At 71.1% G+C, this 17,024-nt stretch carries 20 protein-coding genes; 7 read left to right on the top strand and 13 right to left on the bottom strand.

Going from position 1 to position 17,024, the window contains the following annotated elements:
* Positions 1–101: 101 nt before the first annotated feature.
* From ung to AC07AG_RS37510, 6 genes are all read right to left on the bottom strand, one after another.
* On the bottom strand, positions 102–785 hold the full coding sequence (ung, locus tag AC07AG_RS37535) for a uracil-DNA glycosylase (protein ID WP_361047649.1): 684 nt from the start codon (positions 783–785) through the stop codon (positions 102–104).
* 131 nt (positions 786–916) lie between these two features.
* Positions 917–2,527: an ABC transporter substrate-binding protein gene (locus AC07AG_RS37530; RefSeq protein ID WP_478761466.1), complete on the bottom strand. Its 1,611-nt coding sequence runs from the start codon at positions 2,525–2,527 to the stop codon at positions 917–919.
* Positions 2,528–2,691: 164 nt separating this feature from the next.
* Positions 2,692–3,447, bottom strand: coding sequence for an SDR family oxidoreductase (locus tag AC07AG_RS37525; protein ID WP_478761094.1), 756 nt, complete (start codon positions 3,445–3,447; stop codon positions 2,692–2,694).
* Between the two features lie 24 nt (positions 3,448–3,471).
* Positions 3,472–4,233: a 3-oxoacyl-ACP reductase FabG gene (gene fabG, locus AC07AG_RS37520; protein ID WP_361047646.1), complete on the bottom strand. Its 762-nt coding sequence runs from the start codon at positions 4,231–4,233 to the stop codon at positions 3,472–3,474.
* 135 nt (positions 4,234–4,368) lie between these two features.
* Positions 4,369–4,779, bottom strand: coding sequence for a DUF3037 domain-containing protein (locus tag AC07AG_RS37515; RefSeq protein ID WP_478761093.1), 411 nt, complete (start codon positions 4,777–4,779; stop codon positions 4,369–4,371).
* Positions 4,776–5,567 (bottom strand): HipA family kinase, encoded by a 792-nt coding sequence (locus tag AC07AG_RS37510; protein ID WP_478761092.1) that lies wholly within the window; start codon positions 5,565–5,567, stop codon positions 4,776–4,778. The genes AC07AG_RS37515 and AC07AG_RS37510 overlap by 4 nt, the downstream gene beginning before the upstream one ends.
* 90 nt (positions 5,568–5,657) lie before the next feature.
* Here AC07AG_RS37510 and AC07AG_RS37505 point away from each other — a divergent pair, with 90 nt between their 5' ends.
* A complete protein-coding gene (locus tag AC07AG_RS37505; RefSeq protein ID WP_478761091.1) occupies positions 5,658–6,122 on the top strand; it encodes a Rieske (2Fe-2S) protein in 465 nt (154 codons plus the stop codon).
* On the opposite strand, the gene AC07AG_RS37500 is transcribed toward AC07AG_RS37505, so the two are convergent.
* A complete protein-coding gene (locus AC07AG_RS37500) occupies positions 6,109–6,750 on the bottom strand; it encodes a cysteine hydrolase family protein (RefSeq protein WP_478761089.1) in 642 nt (213 codons plus the stop codon). The two genes, AC07AG_RS37505 and AC07AG_RS37500, sit on opposite strands and share 14 nt — an antisense overlap.
* Positions 6,751–6,935: 185 nt before the next feature.
* On the opposite strand from AC07AG_RS37500, the gene AC07AG_RS37495 reads away from it, so the two are divergent.
* On the top strand, positions 6,936–7,415 hold the full coding sequence (locus AC07AG_RS37495) for a pyridoxamine 5'-phosphate oxidase family protein (RefSeq protein ID WP_478761087.1): 480 nt from the start codon (positions 6,936–6,938) through the stop codon (positions 7,413–7,415).
* Here AC07AG_RS37495 and AC07AG_RS37490 read toward each other — a convergent pair whose 3' ends face one another.
* A complete protein-coding gene (locus AC07AG_RS37490; RefSeq protein ID WP_478761086.1) occupies positions 7,416–8,321 on the bottom strand; it encodes a LysR family transcriptional regulator in 906 nt (301 codons plus the stop codon).
* A 74-nt stretch (positions 8,322–8,395) separates the two neighbouring features.
* Here AC07AG_RS37490 and AC07AG_RS37485 point away from each other — a divergent pair, with 74 nt between their 5' ends.
* On the top strand, positions 8,396–9,370 hold the full coding sequence (locus tag AC07AG_RS37485) for a DMT family transporter (protein ID WP_478761084.1): 975 nt from the start codon (positions 8,396–8,398) through the stop codon (positions 9,368–9,370).
* Here the strand turns inward: AC07AG_RS37485 and AC07AG_RS37480 are convergent.
* Positions 9,361–10,692 (bottom strand): aminotransferase class I/II-fold pyridoxal phosphate-dependent enzyme, encoded by a 1,332-nt coding sequence (locus tag AC07AG_RS37480; RefSeq protein WP_478761083.1) that lies wholly within the window; start codon positions 10,690–10,692, stop codon positions 9,361–9,363. The two genes, AC07AG_RS37485 and AC07AG_RS37480, sit on opposite strands and share 10 nt — an antisense overlap.
* A gap of 35 nt (positions 10,693–10,727) precedes the next feature.
* Between AC07AG_RS37480 and AC07AG_RS37475 the strand changes: the two genes are divergently transcribed.
* Together AC07AG_RS37475 and AC07AG_RS37470 are read left to right on the top strand one after the other, a co-directional pair.
* A complete protein-coding gene (locus tag AC07AG_RS37475; protein WP_478761082.1) occupies positions 10,728–11,450 on the top strand; it encodes a pyridoxamine 5'-phosphate oxidase family protein in 723 nt (240 codons plus the stop codon).
* Positions 11,450–12,085 carry an FMN-binding negative transcriptional regulator gene (locus AC07AG_RS37470; RefSeq protein WP_478761080.1) on the top strand — a complete coding sequence of 212 codons (636 nt, stop codon included), beginning with the start codon at positions 11,450–11,452 and terminating at the stop codon, positions 12,083–12,085. Before AC07AG_RS37475 ends, AC07AG_RS37470 begins: the two co-directional genes overlap by 1 nt.
* Positions 12,086–12,139: 54 nt before the next feature.
* On the opposite strand, the gene AC07AG_RS37465 is transcribed toward AC07AG_RS37470, so the two are convergent.
* From AC07AG_RS37465 to AC07AG_RS37455, 3 genes are all read right to left on the bottom strand, one after another.
* Positions 12,140–13,129, bottom strand: coding sequence for a DMT family transporter (locus AC07AG_RS37465; RefSeq protein ID WP_478761079.1), 990 nt, complete (start codon positions 13,127–13,129; stop codon positions 12,140–12,142).
* Positions 13,130–13,293: 164 nt separating this feature from the next.
* Positions 13,294–14,277, bottom strand: a complete 984-nt coding sequence (locus tag AC07AG_RS37460) for an EamA family transporter (RefSeq protein ID WP_478761077.1) — start codon at positions 14,275–14,277, stop codon at positions 13,294–13,296.
* Positions 14,278–14,362: 85 nt separating this feature from the next.
* Complete coding sequence (locus tag AC07AG_RS37455; RefSeq protein ID WP_478761076.1) at positions 14,363–14,965, bottom strand: peptidase; 603 nt, start codon at positions 14,963–14,965, stop codon at positions 14,363–14,365.
* Between the two features lie 197 nt (positions 14,966–15,162).
* Between AC07AG_RS37455 and AC07AG_RS37450 the strand changes: the two genes are divergently transcribed.
* A complete protein-coding gene (locus tag AC07AG_RS37450; RefSeq protein WP_478761074.1) occupies positions 15,163–15,351 on the top strand; it encodes a hypothetical protein in 189 nt (62 codons plus the stop codon).
* Positions 15,352–15,380: 29 nt separating this feature from the next.
* Here the strand turns inward: AC07AG_RS37450 and AC07AG_RS37445 are convergent, their stop codons facing one another.
* Positions 15,381–16,196 carry a putative protein N(5)-glutamine methyltransferase gene (locus tag AC07AG_RS37445; protein WP_478761072.1) on the bottom strand — a complete coding sequence of 272 codons (816 nt, stop codon included), beginning with the start codon at positions 16,194–16,196 and terminating at the stop codon, positions 15,381–15,383.
* Positions 16,197–16,499: 303 nt separating this feature from the next.
* On the opposite strand from AC07AG_RS37445, the gene AC07AG_RS37440 reads away from it, so the two are divergent.
* On the top strand, positions 16,500–16,928 hold the full coding sequence (locus AC07AG_RS37440) for a type II toxin-antitoxin system Rv0910 family toxin (protein ID WP_478761071.1): 429 nt from the start codon (positions 16,500–16,502) through the stop codon (positions 16,926–16,928).
* Positions 16,929–17,024 lie beyond the last annotated feature (96 nt).

Here is a 17,024-nt window from a genome sequence, read left to right as displayed (position 1 = left end):
AACGAGTTCACCAGCACCGCAAGGCCCCGACCGCGGCCCCAACCCCAGCTCCCCCCGGCTCCGGCTCCGGCTTCACCCGCACCACAAGGCCCCGGCCGAGCTCAGCCCAGGTCAGGCACCCGCCAGTCAATCGCCTCATGACCCTGCGCGGCGACCGCCGCGTCGATCTGCGTGAAGGGGTGCGAGCCGAAGAACTTCTTCGCCGAGAGCGGCGACGGATGCGCGCCCTTCACCACCACGTGCCGCTCCTCGTCGATGAGCGGAAGCTTCTTCTGGGCGTAATTGCCCCACAGGACGAAGACGGCGGGGTCGGGGCGGTCGGCCACCGCGCGGATCACCGCGTCCGTGAACTTCTCCCAGCCCTTGCCCTTGTGGGAGTTGGCCTCTCCCGCGCGGACCGTGAGCACCGCGTTCAGGAGCAGGACGCCCTGCTGGGCCCACGGCATCAGATAGCCGTTGTCCGGCACGGGGTGGCCGAGCTCTTCCTTCATCTCCTTGTAGATGTTGCGCAGCGAGGGCGGGGTCTTCACGCCGGGCCGCACGGAGAAGCAGAGGCCGTGCCCCTGCCCCTCGCCGTGGTACGGATCCTGACCGAGGACGAGGACCTTGACCTGGTCGTACGGAGTCGCGTCGAGCGCGGCGAACACTTCGTCACGCGGAGGGTAGACGGGACCCTTCTCCCGCTCTTCCTCGACGAACTCGGTGAGCTCCTTGAAGTAGGGCTTCTGCAGCTCCTCGCCGAGGACTCCGCGCCAGGACGCGGGCAGCATGGCGATGTCGGTCACGTCAACAACCTCCGGTGTGCGGTCACTTCTCACCACAGAACCTACCGGCGGCCACTGACAATCGGCCCGACCCCGCCCCGCTGCCCGCGGACTCCCGCCACCAGCCGGCCGTGCGCTGCCGACCGGTCCCGCTACCAGCTCGTCTTGCGCTGAAGCTCCCACATCATCATGATCGCCGAGGGGTCCAGGGCGCGCTCGCCGCCCGCGATCTCCTCGCTCGCCATGATGTATTGCTTGCCCTGCCACAACGGGAGCAGCCGTGCGTCGTCGACGAGGAGCTTCTGGGCCCGCTCGAAGTCGTCGGCCACCGCACCACGATCGGCCTCACGGCGCGAGCGCGGCAGCACCTCGTCGGTGATCTCCCGTGACGGGTACGGCGTGTTGAGCACGTTCTTCGTGCCGATGAACGGCGCGATGAAGTTCTCCGCGTCGGGGAAGTCGGGGAACCAGCCACGGCCGAAGACGGGGTACTCGCGCTTCTTGGTGCCCGCGTCGAACTCGGTCCAGGGACGGCCCTTCAGCGTGATCTTGAAAAGACCCGAGTCCTCGAGCTGCCGCTTGATCTCCTTGAACTCCCCCTCGGTCGCCGAACCGTAGCGGTCGGTCGTGTACCAGAGCGTGAGCGGCACCGGTTCGTTGATGCCCGCGCTCTTGAGGATGTTCGCGGCCTTGGTGACGCTGGGGTCTCCGTAGTCGTCGAAGAAGCCCGTGCCGTGGCCGGTGAGTCCCTGGGGGACCATCGAGTACAGCGGCTCGACCGTGTCCTGGTAGATCTTGTGGGCGATGGCCGGGCGGTCGATGACCTGGGCGAAGGCCTGGCGGACCGGCTTCTTCCTGGCCCAGGGGTCATCGGGGTTGAACACCAGGTAGCGGATCTCGGTGCCCGAGCCCTCGACGAGCTGGATGCCCTCGCGCGCGTGCTTGTTGGCCTGCATCTCGACGATGTCCTCCGCCGCGAGTCCGCGGAAGGTGACGTCGATCTGCTTGTTCTTCAGGGCATCGACCATGGTGGCCGACTTCTTGAAGTAGCGGATCGTGACGGCGTCGTTCTTGCGCTCGGCCGCACCCTTGTAGTGGGTGTTCTTGACCAGCTCCGCCCGCTCACCGGCCTTGTACGACTCCAGGGCGTACGGCCCCGAGCCCGCGATCGAGGTGCCTTCGCGGAGCTTGTCCGCCGGGTACTCGCGGGGGTCGACGATCGACATGGCGGGCGTGGAGAGCACGAACGGGAACGTGGCGTCCGGCTTCTTGAGCCGGAACGTGACTGTCCGGTCGCCCTTCGTCTCGACCGAGTCGAGCGATCCGAGCAGACCGGTGGGACCGCCCTTGACGTCGATGCGCCGCATGCGGTCGAAGGTGTACTTGACCGCCTTCGCGTCGAGCTCGTGGCCGTCGGAGAACTTGAGGTCCTCCCGCAGCTCGCAGGTGAAGACCTTGTTCGTGGCGTCGGTGAACTTGCAGGACTCGGCCGCGTCAGGCTCGGGCTCGGCCGCCCCGCTGGGGAAGCTCAGGAGCGTCTGGAAGACGTTCCGGTACAGCTCCCAGGAGCTGTCCCAGGCGGCCGCCGGATCGAGGGTACTGGGGGCACTCATCGTGCCGACGGTGATCTGCTGCTCCTCGTCGGACTCGTCCGAAGAGAAAACTCCGCACCCCGAGAGCAGGGATATGGACACCAGCGCCGCGGCCGGCCGCAGGCCCCGGCGGGGCAGCCTGGTCAGGCCACGGAGACCCGCCGCCGCCACCAGGCGAACTTCACTGAACACGCGCACGCTCCTCGATCGGCCATGCCATGGGTCGGGAGACAATATCGCAATGCCCCGCCGGGCCAACTTGCGGCGCCGACGGGGCACTTGATGCGCATGTACGTCCCTTTTGAATGGCGTACCTGGCGATTGTGCAGCCTTCGTCAGCTGACGCCCGCATTGAGGAAGATGCCGCCATCGACCACGAGTGTCTGCCCCGTGATCCAGTCCGACTGGCTGGAGGTGAGGAACGCGGCGGCGCCCCCGATGTCCTCGGGCATGCCGAGCCGCCCCAGGGGGTACGCGGCGGCGGCCTCCTCCTCCCGGCCCTCGTACAGCGCCTTGGCGAACTGCGTCTTGACCACGGCCGGCGCGATCGAGTTGACCCGCACCTTCGGCGCGAACTCGTGCGCGAGCTGCAGGGTGAGGTTGACCATGGCGGCCTTGCTCACGCCGTACGCGCCGATGAACGGCGAGGGGGCCATGCCCGCGACGGAGGCGATGTTCACGATCGCGCCGCCGTTCTCGCTCTGCCAGGCCTTCCAGGTCTGCTGGGCGAAGCCGAGCGCCGAGATCACGTTGGTCTCGAAGACCTTGCGCGCCACGTTGAGGTCGAGCTCGGCGATCGGCCCGGCCACCGGGTTCGTCCCGGCGTTGTTGATCAAGAAGTCGACCCGTCCGAAGGCCTCCATGGCGCGCTCGACGGCGACCGCCTGGTGGGCCTCGTCGTGGGCCTTGCCCGCGACGCCGATGACGCGGTCGGCGCCGAGCCTCTCGACGGCCTCCTTGAGCGCGTCCTCGTTGCGTCCGGTGATGCACACGCGGTCACCACGGGCGACGAGCGCCTCCGCGATGCCGTAGCCGATTCCGCGGCTCGCGCCCGTGATGAGCGCGGTCTTCCCGCTGTCCTGCACTGTCATCTCCCGCATCCCTCCGGAACAGAACTAGTTGAGCGGGCCGCCGGCCACGTACATGACCTGGCCCGAGACGAAGCCCGCGGCGTCGCCCGTGAAGAACGCGATGGCGTTGGCGATGTCCTCGGGGCGGCCCACGCGCTGCACCGGGATCTGCGTGGCGGCCGCGGCCTGGAAGTCCTCGAAGCCCATGCCGACGCGGTCGGCGGTGGACTTGGTCATCTCGGTGACGATGAAGCCCGGGGCCACGGAGTTGGCGGTGACGCCGAACTTGCCGAGCTCCTTGGCGAGGGTCTTGGTGAAGCCCTGCAGGCCGGCCTTGGCCGCGGCGTAGTTGACCTGGCCGCGGTTGCCGAGCGCGGAGGACGAGGAGAGGTTCACGATCCGGCCGAACTTGGCGTCCACCATGTGCTTCTGGATCGCGCGGGACATCAGGAACGCACCGCGCAGGTGCACGTTCATGACCGTGTCCCAGTCGTTCGCGCTCATCTTGAAGAGGAGGTTGTCGCGGAGCACGCCGGCGTTGTTCACGAGGATCGTGGGCGCGCCGAGCTCGTCGGCGATCCGGGCGATGGCCGCCTCGACCTGAGCCTCGTCGGACACGTCGCAGCCGACCGCGATCGCCCTGCCACCGGCAGCCGTGATCGTCGTGACGGTGTCCTTGCAGGCGGCCTCGTCGAGGTCGATCACCGCGACGGCGCGGCCTTCGGCGGCCAGACGCACGGCGGTCGCCGCGCCGATGCCTCGCGCTGCTCCGGTCACGACCGCGACGCGCTGCTCAGTGGTGGACATGCTGGTTCTCCTCGCCCTTGGGATGCGGCTCTACGGTACGCCCCGATGGTGAGCGACCGCTTAGTACCTTCAGCTGAACGAGACGCTAGAAGCCCTGGCACCCGGTGTCAACGGCACACCGGGAGCTGTGATTCTTCACCTCACCAGGAGGTCGAGGAGTCGGTCCACCTCTGCGGCAGGATCCGCCGTGAGACCCGTGTGCACCGGCCCCGGCTGCACGACGGTCGAGCGCGGCGCGATCAGCCACCGAAATCGCCGCCCGGCATCGTCGCGCTCGGCCTGACCTGCACCTTCGCCCCCCGAGCAGATCCTCTCGACGGCGCCGAGCGCGGCCTTGACGCCCTCGGGGTCGGCTTCCGGGTCCAGGGCCCGCAGCTTGCCCTCGTCGAGATGCGTACGGGCGGCCACGAAGGACTTGGCCCGGCAGTAGACAACCACCCCCGCGTTGAACTGCTCCCCGCGCTCCACGCGCGGCACGACGCGCACCAGGGCGTACTCGAAGACGTCACGCTGGATCGCCTGGGCAGGCAACGGCTGCTCGGTCACTGGTCGGCACCCTTCCGCTGCGGCTCGGGCAGCTGGATCCGTTCGTGGATGGTCTTGGCCCGCGGCAGCAGCGCCGACACATAGGCGCGGCGCACGGCGTCGGGGTCGTCGAAGCCCGGCTCGTCCACGAGCCACACGTCGGGCACATCGGCGGCGGCCTCGGCGAGCAGCTCCTCGGTCACCAGCGGGGCGAGCTCGGCGGCGGCCGTGGCGACGTCGGGGCCGAAGGGGGCGAGGGCGTGGTCGGACGCGTCGTACGGCTTGGCGGCCGCGGTCTCGGCGGTGCGCCAGTTGTGGTGCCAGATCATGCTCGCGCCGTGGTCGATGAGCCACAGGTCGCCGCCGACCACGAGCATGTTCGGGTTGCGCCAGGAGCGGTCCACGTTGTTGATGAGCGCGTCGAACCACACGACGCGGCCCGCCTCGGCCGGATCGACGTCGTGGGCGAGCGCGTCGAAGCCGAGCGCGCCCGAGAGGTACTCCATCCCGAGGTTGAGACCGCCGCTCGACTTGAGCAGCGCCTGCACCTGCTGATCGGGCTCGCCGAGGCCGAGCACCGGGTCGAGCGTGATCCCCGTGAGGCCCGGCACCCGCAGCCCGAGGCCGCGGGCCAGCTGCCCGCAGATCACCTCGGCGACGAGCGTTTTGCGGCCCTGTCCGGCCCCGGTGAACTTCATGACGTACGGCGCGTACGTTCCCCGGCCGTCGACGGCTTCGACGAGGCCGGGGAGCGATCCGCCCTCCCGCAGGGGCGTCGCGTACCGGACCGCGGTGACTTCGGTGAGCATTGCCCCAGGTTAGTGCCGGTCCGAACTCGGCTCGCGCAAGAAGTGCTTGAGCGTTTGAACACGACGGTGCGCGGTCTCGTACCACCGGACATGACCCTTTCGAAGGAACCTCTGCCCGCGCCCTCCCGCCGTTCCGTCGTCGCGGCGGCGGGTGTCGTCAGCCTGGCCGCCGCGCTCGCCGCCTGCGGGGAGAGCGACGACTCGTACGACTCCGATCCGGCCGCGGACAAGGCGCCCGACAAAGCCGAGAAGCCCGAGGGCGCCGCCGGGGCCGTGCTCGCCAAGACCTCGGAGATCCCGGTGGGCGGCGGCAAGATCTTCAAGGAGGAGGGGGTGGTCGTGACCCAGCCGACGGAGGGCGAGTTCAAGGCCTTCTCGAACCGCTGCACCCATAAACAGTGTCCGGTGACGAGCGTGCAGGGCGGCACCATCAACTGCCCTTGTCACGGAAGCAAGTTCGCCATCGCGGACGGGAGCGTGAAGGCGTCCCCGGCGACGAAACCACTGCCCGCCGCCGAGATCCGCGTGGACGGGGACTCGATCACACTGGCCTAGGACGCTTCCAGCTGCCGAGGATGTCCTCGGTGGTGGCGATGGTGGCCACCAGGGCGAGCGTGTTGCGGATCATCGCGGGTGCATAGTCGGAGGGGACTCCCGCGATGGCGTCCGCCGCCACGACGGCGGTGTAGCCGAGGTTCACGGCGTCGAAGACGGCGTTCGGTATCGCCACGTTCGCCGACACACCGGTCACCAGGAGGGTGCGGCACCCCAGATTGCGCAGCAGCGGATCGACGTCCGTTCCCGCGAGGGGCGAGAGCCCGTGCAGCCGCCGTACGACGAAGTCCTCGTCGGTCACCTCGATGGGCGGCGCGATCCGTACGGCCTTGGTCCCGGACAGCTGCTGCACGGGCAGCCGCCCGGCGGCACGGAAGAGGCGCGCGTTGTGGTTGGCGCCCCGCCCGTCGGGCCGCCGTTCGGCGACGGCGTGCAGGACCTGGACGCCTGCCTGGTGGGCGGCGGAGACGAGCCGCGCGACATTGGCGAGGCAGCCCGACGTGCGCGCCTGGTCGGCGAGTTCGGGCAGTGCGCTCTCCGTCCCCACCACGCCCTGCTGGCACTCGACGGTCATCAGTACGGTGGTGGCGGGATCGAGGAGTTCCCTGAGCTGTTCGTACGACGGCATGGCTCCCCCTGTCCGGGTCGTCCAGGTCATCCGGGACTGCCGAGGCGACCGGCGCCCGGGATGCGCGGAGGCTAGCGGCCATTGCGCCACGGCGGAAGAGACCGCATGCTTTCCTGACGTACGAAACTGACGACCAGTCAGTTCTCTTCGTGCGCCCACCTTTTCCCTTTGCCGCGGGAGGACCGATGGCCGTCACACAGCGCAGGGGCCGCAGGATCATGATGTCGCCGGGCGAGCTCGACGCGTTCCTCGCCGAGGAGCGCACCTGCCGGGTCGCCACCGTGTCCGCGGACGGCGCCCCGCACGTCAGCGCGCTCTGGTTCGCCTGGGACGGCACGTCCTTGTGGCTGTTCTCGATCACCCGCAGCAAGCGCTGGGCGGACCTGCGGGGCGACCAGCGGATCGCCGTGGTGATCGACGCGGGCGTGGAGTACGGGGAGCTGCGGGGCGTGGAGCTGTCCGGGACGGCGGTCTTCGTCGCCGAGTCACCGCGCGTGGGCGAGCCATGCCCCGAACTGGACGCCCCTGAGCGGCTGTTCGCCCAGAAGTACTTCGGGATGGACACGATGCCGTACGACGGGAAGCACGCCTGGATCCGGCTCACGCCCGACGCGATCGCGTCCTGGGACTTCCGGAAACTGGCCGAGCTGCAGGCCCGCCCCTGATCACCGGCCCAGAGCCGCCCCCGCCCCCTTGAGCGCCTCCACAGCGGCCCTGATCGACGGCCGGCGGTCCGCGTCCGCGCGCCACACCACGTACACCTGGCGGCGCACCCGGTGCCGCACCGGGACCGTCCTGACCCCGGCAGGCATCGGATCGCGCCCCAACTGGGGCGCCACGCACACGCCGAGACCCGCGGCCACCAGCGCGAGCTGGGTGTGGTGCTCCTCAGCGCGGTGGGCGATCCGGGGCTCGATGCCCTTGGCGCGCAGCGTGAACATCAGCCACTCATGGCAGAACTCGCCCTCCGCCCAGGTGATCCACTCGTCGTCCGCGAACTCCTCCAGGTCCACCTCGTCGCGGTCGGCAAGGGGGTGCCCCGCGGGCATGGCGACGTCGGTGGGGTCGTCCAGGAGGGCTGCCTTGACCAGGCCCTCGGGCATCGGCAACGGCTTGTTGTACCAGTCGAGCACCACCGCCATGTCGATGTCGCCGCGCACCACGGCGGCCACCGCGGGCTGGGGCTCCAGCTCCTGGGAGCGGACACGCAGGCCGGGATGTCCGGCACTCAGCGCGGCGAGCGTGGTGGGCAGCAGGCCGCGCATCGCCGTGGGGAACGCGGCGATGCGCAGCTCACCGACGGCCTTGCCGCGCTGTTCCTCCAGGTCGGCCCTGGCGAGCTCCACCTGGGAGAGGATGCGCGCGGCATGCTCGGCGAGCAGCCGTCCGGCGTCGGTGAGGCGCACCCCGCGGCCGTTCTTGGCCAGGAGCTGCTGGCCCACCTCGCGCTCCAGCTTGGTCATCTGCTGGGAGACGGCCGACGTCGTGACGTGCAGTCCCGCCGCGGCGCCGCTGACCGAGCCGTGCCGGGCCAGTGCGTCGAGCGTGCGCAGGCGCTCCAGGTTCAACATGTAAGCGATGCTACGGGATACCAGGCAGTTTATTTCGCTTGTTCTACGAGGTCGGCTGCTTCAAGGTGACGTACATGAGCGCCACCACCACCCCGTCCGGCTCCCTAGCCGCCCCCTCCGCCCCTCCCTCCCCCGCGGATCCGAAGAGCCGCGCCCTCGGCTGGCGCCTCCGCTTCGGCATCCTCTCGCTGATCTGGGGCTTCAGCTTCCTGCTGATCAAGGTCGGCACCGAGGGCTACGCACCCTTCCAAGTCACCTTGGGACGGCTGGTGTTCGGCACCGCGGTCGTCGCGGCCGTCCTCGTGACGAAGCGCGAGCGGCTGCCGCGCGGGGCACGCACGTGGGGGCATCTCGCGGTCTCGGCGCTGCTGCTCAACGCCCTGCCGTTCTCGCTGTTCGCGTACGCGGAGCTGACGATCCCGTCCACGCTCGCCGGCATCTGCAACGCGACGTCGCCCCTGTGGGGCATGGCGCTCTCCCTGGTCGCGCTCTCCGAGGACCGTCCGACACGGCGCAGGGTCGCGGGGCTCGGCATCGGGTTCCTGGGAGTGCTCACGGTCCTCGGCGCCTGGCAGGGCTTCAGCGGCCTGGACTTCGGCGGTACGGCGATGGCACTGCTCGCCTCGCTCTGCTACCCCATCGGCTGGATCTACGTGCGCCGGACCCTGGCCGGTTCCTCCCACTCGAACCTCTCCCTGACCGGCGCCCAGCTCCTTGTCGCGACCGTCGAACTGGCCGTGGTGACCCCGCTGTTCACGTCCCTGCCCACGCACTTCCCCGTCGCGCCGCTCCTCGCGATCGTGGCACTGGGTGCCGTCGGCACCGGGGTCGCCTTCCTGATCCAGTACGGCCTCGTCGCCGAGGTCGGGCCGACGACGGCGCAGATGGTCACGTACTTCGTCCCGGTCATCGCCACCGCCGCGGGCGTCGCCGTGCTCGGCGAGTCCCTGAGCTGGTCGACGCCGGTCGGCGCGGTGATCGTCCTGGCGGGCGCGGCGCTCACCCAGTCCAGGCCGCGTGATCGCTCACGGAAGCCCGCTCACTCATAACGCCGCGCGGGAGCGGGCCCGGTGGCGGAGGCGACGGCGTCCGCCACCGCTTCGATGTCACCGTCCCCGAGCGTCGACACTGTGATCCGCACCCCGGGCCGCGCACTCATACGGAACCGCGCCCCGGGCGCGACGGCCCACCCCGCGTGCAGCAGCCTGGAGACCGCACCCGTCTCGTCCGGCACGGGCACCCACACGTTCATGCCGCTGCGCCCGTGCGCCGTGACGCCCCGCGCGGCGAGCGCGGCGATCAGGGCGTCACGGCGCCGACCGTAGGACGCCGCCACCTCGGCCGGGTCCACCGCCCCGTCCGTCCACAGCCGCACCACGGCGCGCTGCGACAGATGGCTCACCCACCCGGGGCCGAGCCGCTGGCGTCCCTGTACGCGATCGACGGTGACCGCGTCCCCGGTGAGCAGGGCGAGGCGCAGGTCAGGGCCGTACGCCTTGGCCGTGGAGCGGACGAAGGCCCAGCTTCGGGTCACGCCCGCCAGGGGGTGCAGCGGCAGGTCGACGATGGCGTGGCCGTGGTCGTCCTCGATGAGCAGCACGTCCTTGTGCACGGAGAGCACTTTTCGCAGGGCACGCGCGCGTGGAGCACTGATCGCGGCGCCCGTCGGGTTCTGGGCGCGGTCGGTGACGATGAGCGCCCGGACGCCGCCGCGCAGCGCGTCCTCCACGTCGGCGGGCAGCGGCCCGTCGTCGTCGACGCCCACCGGGACCGTACGCAGCCCGAGCACCGGCATCAGATCGAGCAGGCTCCCCCAGCCCGGGTCCTCGACGGCCACCGCGTCGCCGGGCTTGAGATGCGCCGCGAGCACGCGCTCGATGGCGTCGAGGGACCCGGAGGTGACGGCGACGGGACCGTCCGGCACGCCGTCCTCGTCGAGGGCCACGCGCGCGTGGCGGGTCAGATCAGGGTGCACGGCCTCCTGCCCGTACAGCACGGGGTTCCGGTCGCCCTCCGCGGCGGCGGCCGCGAACACCTCGGCGAGCGGCGGGAGCAGCGCCGTGTCCGGATTGCCGTTCGACACGTCGCGCACTCCGGCGGGCACGTCCACGCGGATCAGCTCGCGCACCGTCGTCGCTGGCTTGGGACGTACGCGGCTGCCGCGCCGCCCAGCCGTCTCGATGACGCCGCGTTCGCGCAGCGTGCGATAGGCGGCGGCCACCGTATTGGGATTCACCCCGAGCCGCTGCGCCAACTCACGCATCGGCGGGAGCAGTTGCCCGGGTTCCAGGTCTCCGCCACCCACCGCACGCTCCACGCTGGCAGCGATCTCAGCTGCGCGCCGGCCTTCGATCCGATACTCTCCTAGCACAAAACAGATTATGCACTAGTGCAATGGAGAAGGCAATGAGCGTCGTATCCGAGTCCGGCATCGAGGCCGGCGTCGAGACCGCCACCGACACCGCCTCGTACGCGCCGACCGAACTCACCGTCCCCACCCGCGGCCGGGACCGCGCCGCGTACGACCAGGAATTGGTGCACGCGATACTCGACGAGGCCTACGTCTGCCACCTCGGCTTCGTGCGTGACGGCACCCCCGTCGTCCTGCCGACGCTGTACGGCCGGGTGGGCGAGCGCCTGTACGTGCACGGTTCGACGGGCTCCCGGCCGCTGCGGATGGCGGGCGGCGCCCGGCAGCAGGAGGAGGACCCGGGGCTCGCGGTCTGTGTGACCGTCACCCACGTCGACGGCCTCGTCCTGGCCAGGTCGGCCTTCCACCACTCGCTCAACTACCGGTCCGTGGTGATCCACGGCACCGCCCACCAGGTCACGGACCCCGAGGAGAAGCGCACCGCCCTCGACGCGCTCGTCGACCACGTCGTGCCGGGCCGCTCCACCGACTCCCGCCCCGCGAACGCCAAGGAGCTCGCGGCCACCGCCGTGCTCAGCCTCGACCTCGCCGCGGTCTCCGCCAAGATGCGTACCGGCGCCCCGACCGACGACGCCGAGGACCTCGACCTCCCGTACTGGTCCGGCGTCGTCCCGGTGCGCAACGGCTACGGCGCCCTCATCCCGTCGGCCGATCTCGACCCCGGCATCGCCGTCCCCGACTACCTCAGCGAGCTGTGATGCTGATCCACCCCTGGGACGCCCCGCGCTCCGACGCCGAGTGGCAACAGTGGCTCGCCGGCCACGACTTCGGGCAGCTCGCCGTGAACGGCCTGCCCGGAGAGCCCCCGCACGTCCAGCCCGCGCACTTCGTGTACGAGGCCGACCACGGCCCGCAGGGCCGGGTAATCACGCACCTGGCGCGCCCCAACCCGCTGTGGCCCGCGCTGGAAGCCGATCCCGAAGTGCTGCTGAGCGTGGTCGACGACTACGTGTACGTACCGGGCCCCTGGAAGGCCCCCGCGGGCACCCCTGCCGAGCACGGGGTGCCGACCAGCTTGTACGCCGCCGTCCAGCTCCGCTGCACCGCCCGCGTCGTGGACTCACCGCAGGTCAAGGCCGAACTCCTCAACCGCCAGGTCGCCCACTTCCAGCCGGAGGGAGGCACGGACCCGGCCGTGGCGGGCGAAGACCCCTTCGGCCGCCTGCTCTCCGGCATCCGTGTCCTGTGCCTCGAAGTGACCGGCGTACGGGCGAAGTTCAAGTACGCGGGCAACAAGCCACAGGACATCCAGGACCGGATCGCGGCAGGTCTCGCGGAACGCGACGGCCCGCGTGACGCGGCGGCGCAGGCTCACCAGCTGCGCCGCCGCTGAGCGCCCCGTCAGGGGCGCGGGGAACTGCGCGCCCAGCCCCCACGGGCGCGCGGTTCAGGACAACACACGCGGGGCACGGCCACTCCAACCCTGTCCCGCGAGAACCCTCCCCCGCCGCGCAGCGACCGTCTCGGCGACCGCGAGGCCCGTCACCGCGGCCAGCATCAGCAGGGTGCCGAGCACCGTCGACACGGTCAGCTCCTCGCCGAGCAGCACGACCGCGATGACCGCGGCGCTCAGCGGCTCCAGGAGCGTGATCACGGAGACGGTCGCCGACCGGATGACGGCGGCGCCCGCGAAGTACAGGGCGTAGGCGACCGCCGTCGGGATCACGACGATGTAGAGCAGGTAGAGGCCCATCCGCGCCGGGTCGGCCGTGTGCGGGACGAGCCCCTCCACCGCGGCCAGCGGCAGCAGGCAGACGGACACCACGGCGAACGACCAGACGGTCGTGTCGGACGAGTCGGCGCCGCCGTCCCGGCCCCACCACCGCGTGAGCAGCGTCATCGCGGCGTAGGCGGCGGCCGAGAGCAGCCCCCACCCGACGCCCACCGGACGCACGCTCGCGCCCCCGCCGCCCAGGACGAGCACCACGAGCCCGGCGAGCGCCCCGGCCACGGCCACGACGCCGCCGCCCCCGAGCCGCTCCGCCATGGTGAACCGCGCCCCGAGCGCGATGAGTACGGGCCCGGCGCCCATCGTGACCACCGTGCCGACCGCGAGCCCGGTCGACTCGACGGCCGCGAAGTAGGCGGTCTGGAACACGGCGAGGGCCACGCCGGTCGCCACGATCCGGGGCAGCCTGCGCCGCAGCGGCGCGCTCTCGGCGACGTACGCGGACCGTCGGCGCGACCGCACCATACGGACGGCGTAGAGCAGCACGAAGCCGCCCGCGCAGCGCCAGAAGGACAGGCTGACCGGCCCCATGTCACTGGCCTTGAAGACGAGCGCGGCGGCGGCACCCGCGGTGCCCCAGGCCGTACCGGCGACGATCAGATAGAAGAGGCCTCGCCCGACGGACAGGCCGGAGGCAGCAGTCGACACATGCGACACGTGAATTCTCCGCAGAAAGGAAAAGAGAGGTCCTTGGCTCCGTCTGCGGGCAGCGTCGTCCCACCCGGCCACCGGCCGGGTGTGATCCAGGAGGTGCCCGCGCCTAGGCGGCGGGAGGCGGAAGAACGAGCGCGCGTGAATGCATGATCAACACCTTAGGCGGCGGTGCCGGTCGGCGACAACCGTTCCTTCGGCTCCGGCGCCCCGCCCGCGGCGGGCCCCTCAGGAGGTTTGGAGGGCGTGGACGACTGCGCGATGAACGCCCCCGCGAGCACCACGGCGCCCCCGATGATCTGCGGCGCCGACAGGTGTTCGCCCAGCATGACCCAGGCGAGCACGGTCGCGATGACCGCTTCCAGACAGGCCACGACCCCTGCCACCTGGGGCGAGAGCCGGCGCACCGCGAGCACCCCGGTCACATACGCCACGACGGTCGCGACGATCACGATCCAGCCGACCAGCGCCCACGCGGGCACGGCCGAGCCGTCCATGTCCGCGCTTCCCGCGAGCACCGACCAGTCCATGCCCCAGGGGCGCGCCACGACAGTGAGGACCGCGGTGCCGATCAGGAGCCCGAACGCGATGACGCCGAGCGGATCAGGGGCGTCGTCGCCCGCGTCGCTGCCCTGGTCGGACAGGACGAAGTAGCCGACCTGGCAGCACGCGGCGCCCAGCGCGAGGAGCAGCCCCACGGCGTCGAAGCTCAGCCCGGCCCACGCCTCGACGACACAGGCGAGCCCGCCGACCGCGAGCACCACGCCCACCGCGGCCGCCCGCGTCACGGGCCGCCGCTGCACGAAGCGCACCCAGCCGAGGACGAGCGCGGGGGCGAGGTATTCGACCAGGAGCGCGACACCCACGGGGATACGGGAGATCGCCGCGAAGTAGCAGGCCTGGACGCCGGCCACGGCCAGCAGGCCGAAGCCGAGCAGGAGCGCGGGCCTGCGGAGCAGCAGCCCGCGGTGGCGCCAGGCGACCGGCAGCATCACCAGGGCGGCGCCCGCCACCCGCAGCCACACCACGTGCAGCGGGTCGAGGCCCGCCTCGATCAGCGGCTTGGCCGCGACACCCGAGCCGCCGAAGGCGACCGCCGACCCCAGGGCGAGCCCCAGGCCGACGCCTCTCCCCTGGCTCGGCATCGAGCCTGTCTGTTTCCCCTGAGACGCTTGCACCGGCACATCATGGCAGGACGTGTCATGAGCGTCACCCCCGATAGACCCTGTCTCAATCGGCGGACGTCCCGGCGTACGGATCGGGGTACGGATCGGCGTACGGATCGACATACGTCCCGGCGTACGGATCGCTCTCGACCCGCCGCAGGATCACCTGCGCGTCGGCTCCGGCCCGGCCGAGGACCTCGACCGCGCGGCAGTCCGGATCGGCGACGAGCGCCACCAGGAGGTCGATGCCGAGCGCACGCGGTTCGCCGCGCCGGTCGGCCCGCCCGATGGCCGCCTCCATGGCCGCGGACGCGGACGGCGACCAGCCGGTCTCCTTCACGGACGCGGAGCCGCCCTGGCGCACCAGCGGCACCGCTCCGGAGTCCTCGACCGTCCCCTGCCACTGCAGGCCGTAGCCGATGCTGCGCTGGACGAGATAGCCGAGGAGCCGCACCACCTGGTCCCCGTCGTCGAAGGCGGCCCGCACGTCGGGGTCGGTCTCCAGGAGCGAGTGCAGCAGATGCGCGGTGTCGATCTGCCGGTCCCCGTCCCGTACGGCACGCCGGCGCGCGCCGGCCACCACCGAGGCCAGCGTGGCGCTGAGCCGGGAGTCGATGTCTGCTCGGGTCGGGCCGGGCTCGGCGCCCTGCGGGGTACGGCTTTGCACATCTCCCACCCCATCAGCCCCCGAAGGAGGCGTCATCGGCGGTGGGAAGCATCTTCGCGTCCGACACAGGTTGGGTACGCATGTGTGGCTTCTCCTCCTTACGGATGAGATCCCACCCTTGTTCCCCCAGGGGCGCGCGCCGCCTTGATTCGCGCCGGGAACGCAACCGTGGCGCACCGGTCACTCGTCTTTCAGGCATGGAGTGCGGGTGCTGGATGGTCGCGCTGCCGGCGATCGACGGCAGGCAGTACGTGTATCGGGTGTACGCACCCGATGACGCGCTGCCCGCCGACCTGTTCTGGGAGGCCTGGCACTGCCACGACGAGGGTCCCTTCCCCAGGGCGTGCGACCTGTTCGACGCGGCGGTCATACGCAAGGTCGGCTGACCCCCGGCCGAGCGAGCCGCGCAGGAGATCTATGCGGGCCGCGTCCCGACGACGACCGTCGCGTACAGCTCCTCGTCGCTCACCGACCGCGCCACGAGCCCGCCGTCGGTGACCGCTTCGAGCGCGTACGGCACCTGCCGCTCGCTCGTCTCGAACAGCAGCCGGCCGCCGGGCGCCAGCCAGCGCCCCGCGTCCGCGGTCACCCGCCGCAGGACGTCGAGGCCGTCCGCTCCGCCGTCGAGCGCCACGCGGGCCTCGTGGATGCGGGCTTCCGGCGGCAGGAGTCCGACCTCTTCGGTGGGTACGTAGGGGACGTTCGCGAGGAGTACGTCGACCCGGCCCCGGAGGGCACCGGGCAGCGGCGCGTAGAGGTCGCCCTCGTACACCCGTCCCCCCACGTCGGCGACGTTGCGCCGGGCGCACCGCACGGCCGCGGGGTCGATGTCGGCGGCGTGCAGCTCGACCCGGTCGACGGCGGCGCCGAGCGCGGCCCCCAGCGCACCCGAGCCGCAGCACAGGTCGACGACGACGGCCCCGGGCCCGGCGAGGGCGGCGGCCTCCCGCACGAGGAACTCGGTGCGCCGCCGGGGCACGAAGACCCCGGCGTCCACGGCGATCCGCAGACCGCGGAACTCCGCCCACCCCAGGACGTGTTCGAGCGGACGGCCCGCGACGCGCCGCTCCACCATGGCGGCGAGCTCGGCGTGGTCACGCGCAGTGGCGAGAAGCAACTCCGCCTCGTCCTCGGCGAAGACGCAGCCGGCGGCGCGCAGCCTGGTGACGACGGCGGAAGGGGTGAGGGGTTCTATGGGCGATGACGCGGGTGACGAAGGTGAAACCGACATGAGAAGTGGAACCTTTCGGGATGCCTGTGGGGCTCCCTCGGTCACCTATGCCGGGTGAACCGCGCGGTCGCGAAGGGGGAGCGCCCTACCTGCTGCTGCGGTGATGGGTCTCACCTCCCGGGTCTCTCTGCCCGCGTCCGTCGCGGGGAGGGCAACAGTACCCGACCCCGTACGGGGCGGCTCGGGCGGAGTGTCCACAATATCTGACGGTTCATCAGTATTGAATGTTCCGGGGCGTGCGGCTACGTTCCGCGACACCGCAGCTGCGCCCCGCCGCAGCGCCCAACGAGAAGGGGTCGTCGCATGGCCGAAGTCAGCGCGGAAGCACGGATCGAGGCGCCCGCCGAGAAGGTCTGGGCCCAACTCACCGACTTCTCCTCGTACGGCGAGTGGAACGCCACGCACACCAATTTCCCGAAGGGCGGCCCCACCACGCTGGAGGTGGGCGGCACGTTCGCGGAGAACATGAAGCTGATGGGCTTCCCCGCCGAGGTCAACTGGACGATCGAGGACCTGGAGAGCGAGCGCACCCTGGCCATCAAGGGCAAGGGCCCGATGGGTGTCACGGTCGGCACTCGATACACGCTCGCCCCCGACGGGGGCGCGACGAAGGTACGCATAGACGGGGAGTTCACGGGCGCGGCGGTCTCCCTGATGGCGGGCAAGCTGAAGGACTCGGCGACGGCGGCGCTGGACGAGTCGCTGCGGAAGCTGGCAGGCCTGGTGACCTGAGCTCCCGCCTTCACGAGTTCCCACCTTCACGAGCCCCGGCCCTTCACACGAACGCAAAGAGGCGCCCCACACGAAAGTGCGGGGCGCCTCAATGGC

The sequence above is a fragment of the Streptomyces sp. NPDC044044 genome (genome assembly GCF_056434405.1).
This window is presented reverse-complemented; position numbering and strand designations above follow the sequence as displayed.

Coding starts and splice junctions, on each gene's coding strand:
- AC07AG_RS37525 (WP_478761094.1), bottom strand. CDS start 3,447: ATGACAGTGCAGGACAGCGGGAAGACCGCGCTCATCACGGGCGCGAGC.
- fabG (WP_361047646.1), bottom strand. CDS start 4,233: ATGTCCACCACTGAGCAGCGCGTCGCGGTCGTGACCGGAGCAGCGCGA.
- AC07AG_RS37510 (WP_478761092.1), bottom strand. CDS start 5,567: ATGCTCACCGAAGTCACCGCGGTCCGGTACGCGACGCCCCTGCGGGAG.
- AC07AG_RS37505 (WP_478761091.1), top strand. CDS start 5,658: ATGACCCTTTCGAAGGAACCTCTGCCCGCGCCCTCCCGCCGTTCCGTC.
- AC07AG_RS37500 (WP_478761089.1), bottom strand. CDS start 6,750: ATGCCGTCGTACGAACAGCTCAGGGAACTCCTCGATCCCGCCACCACC.
- AC07AG_RS37495 (WP_478761087.1), top strand. CDS start 6,936: ATGGCCGTCACACAGCGCAGGGGCCGCAGGATCATGATGTCGCCGGGC.
- AC07AG_RS37490 (WP_478761086.1), bottom strand. CDS start 8,321: ATGTTGAACCTGGAGCGCCTGCGCACGCTCGACGCACTGGCCCGGCAC.
- AC07AG_RS37485 (WP_478761084.1), top strand. CDS start 8,396: ATGAGCGCCACCACCACCCCGTCCGGCTCCCTAGCCGCCCCCTCCGCC.
- AC07AG_RS37475 (WP_478761082.1), top strand. CDS start 10,728: ATGAGCGTCGTATCCGAGTCCGGCATCGAGGCCGGCGTCGAGACCGCC.
- AC07AG_RS37470 (WP_478761080.1), top strand. CDS start 11,450: ATGCTGATCCACCCCTGGGACGCCCCGCGCTCCGACGCCGAGTGGCAA.
- AC07AG_RS37460 (WP_478761077.1), bottom strand. CDS start 14,277: ATGCCGAGCCAGGGGAGAGGCGTCGGCCTGGGGCTCGCCCTGGGGTCG.
- AC07AG_RS37450 (WP_478761074.1), top strand. CDS start 15,163: ATGGAGTGCGGGTGCTGGATGGTCGCGCTGCCGGCGATCGACGGCAGG.
- AC07AG_RS37445 (WP_478761072.1), bottom strand. CDS start 16,196: ATGTCGGTTTCACCTTCGTCACCCGCGTCATCGCCCATAGAACCCCTC.
- AC07AG_RS37440 (WP_478761071.1), top strand. CDS start 16,500: ATGGCCGAAGTCAGCGCGGAAGCACGGATCGAGGCGCCCGCCGAGAAG.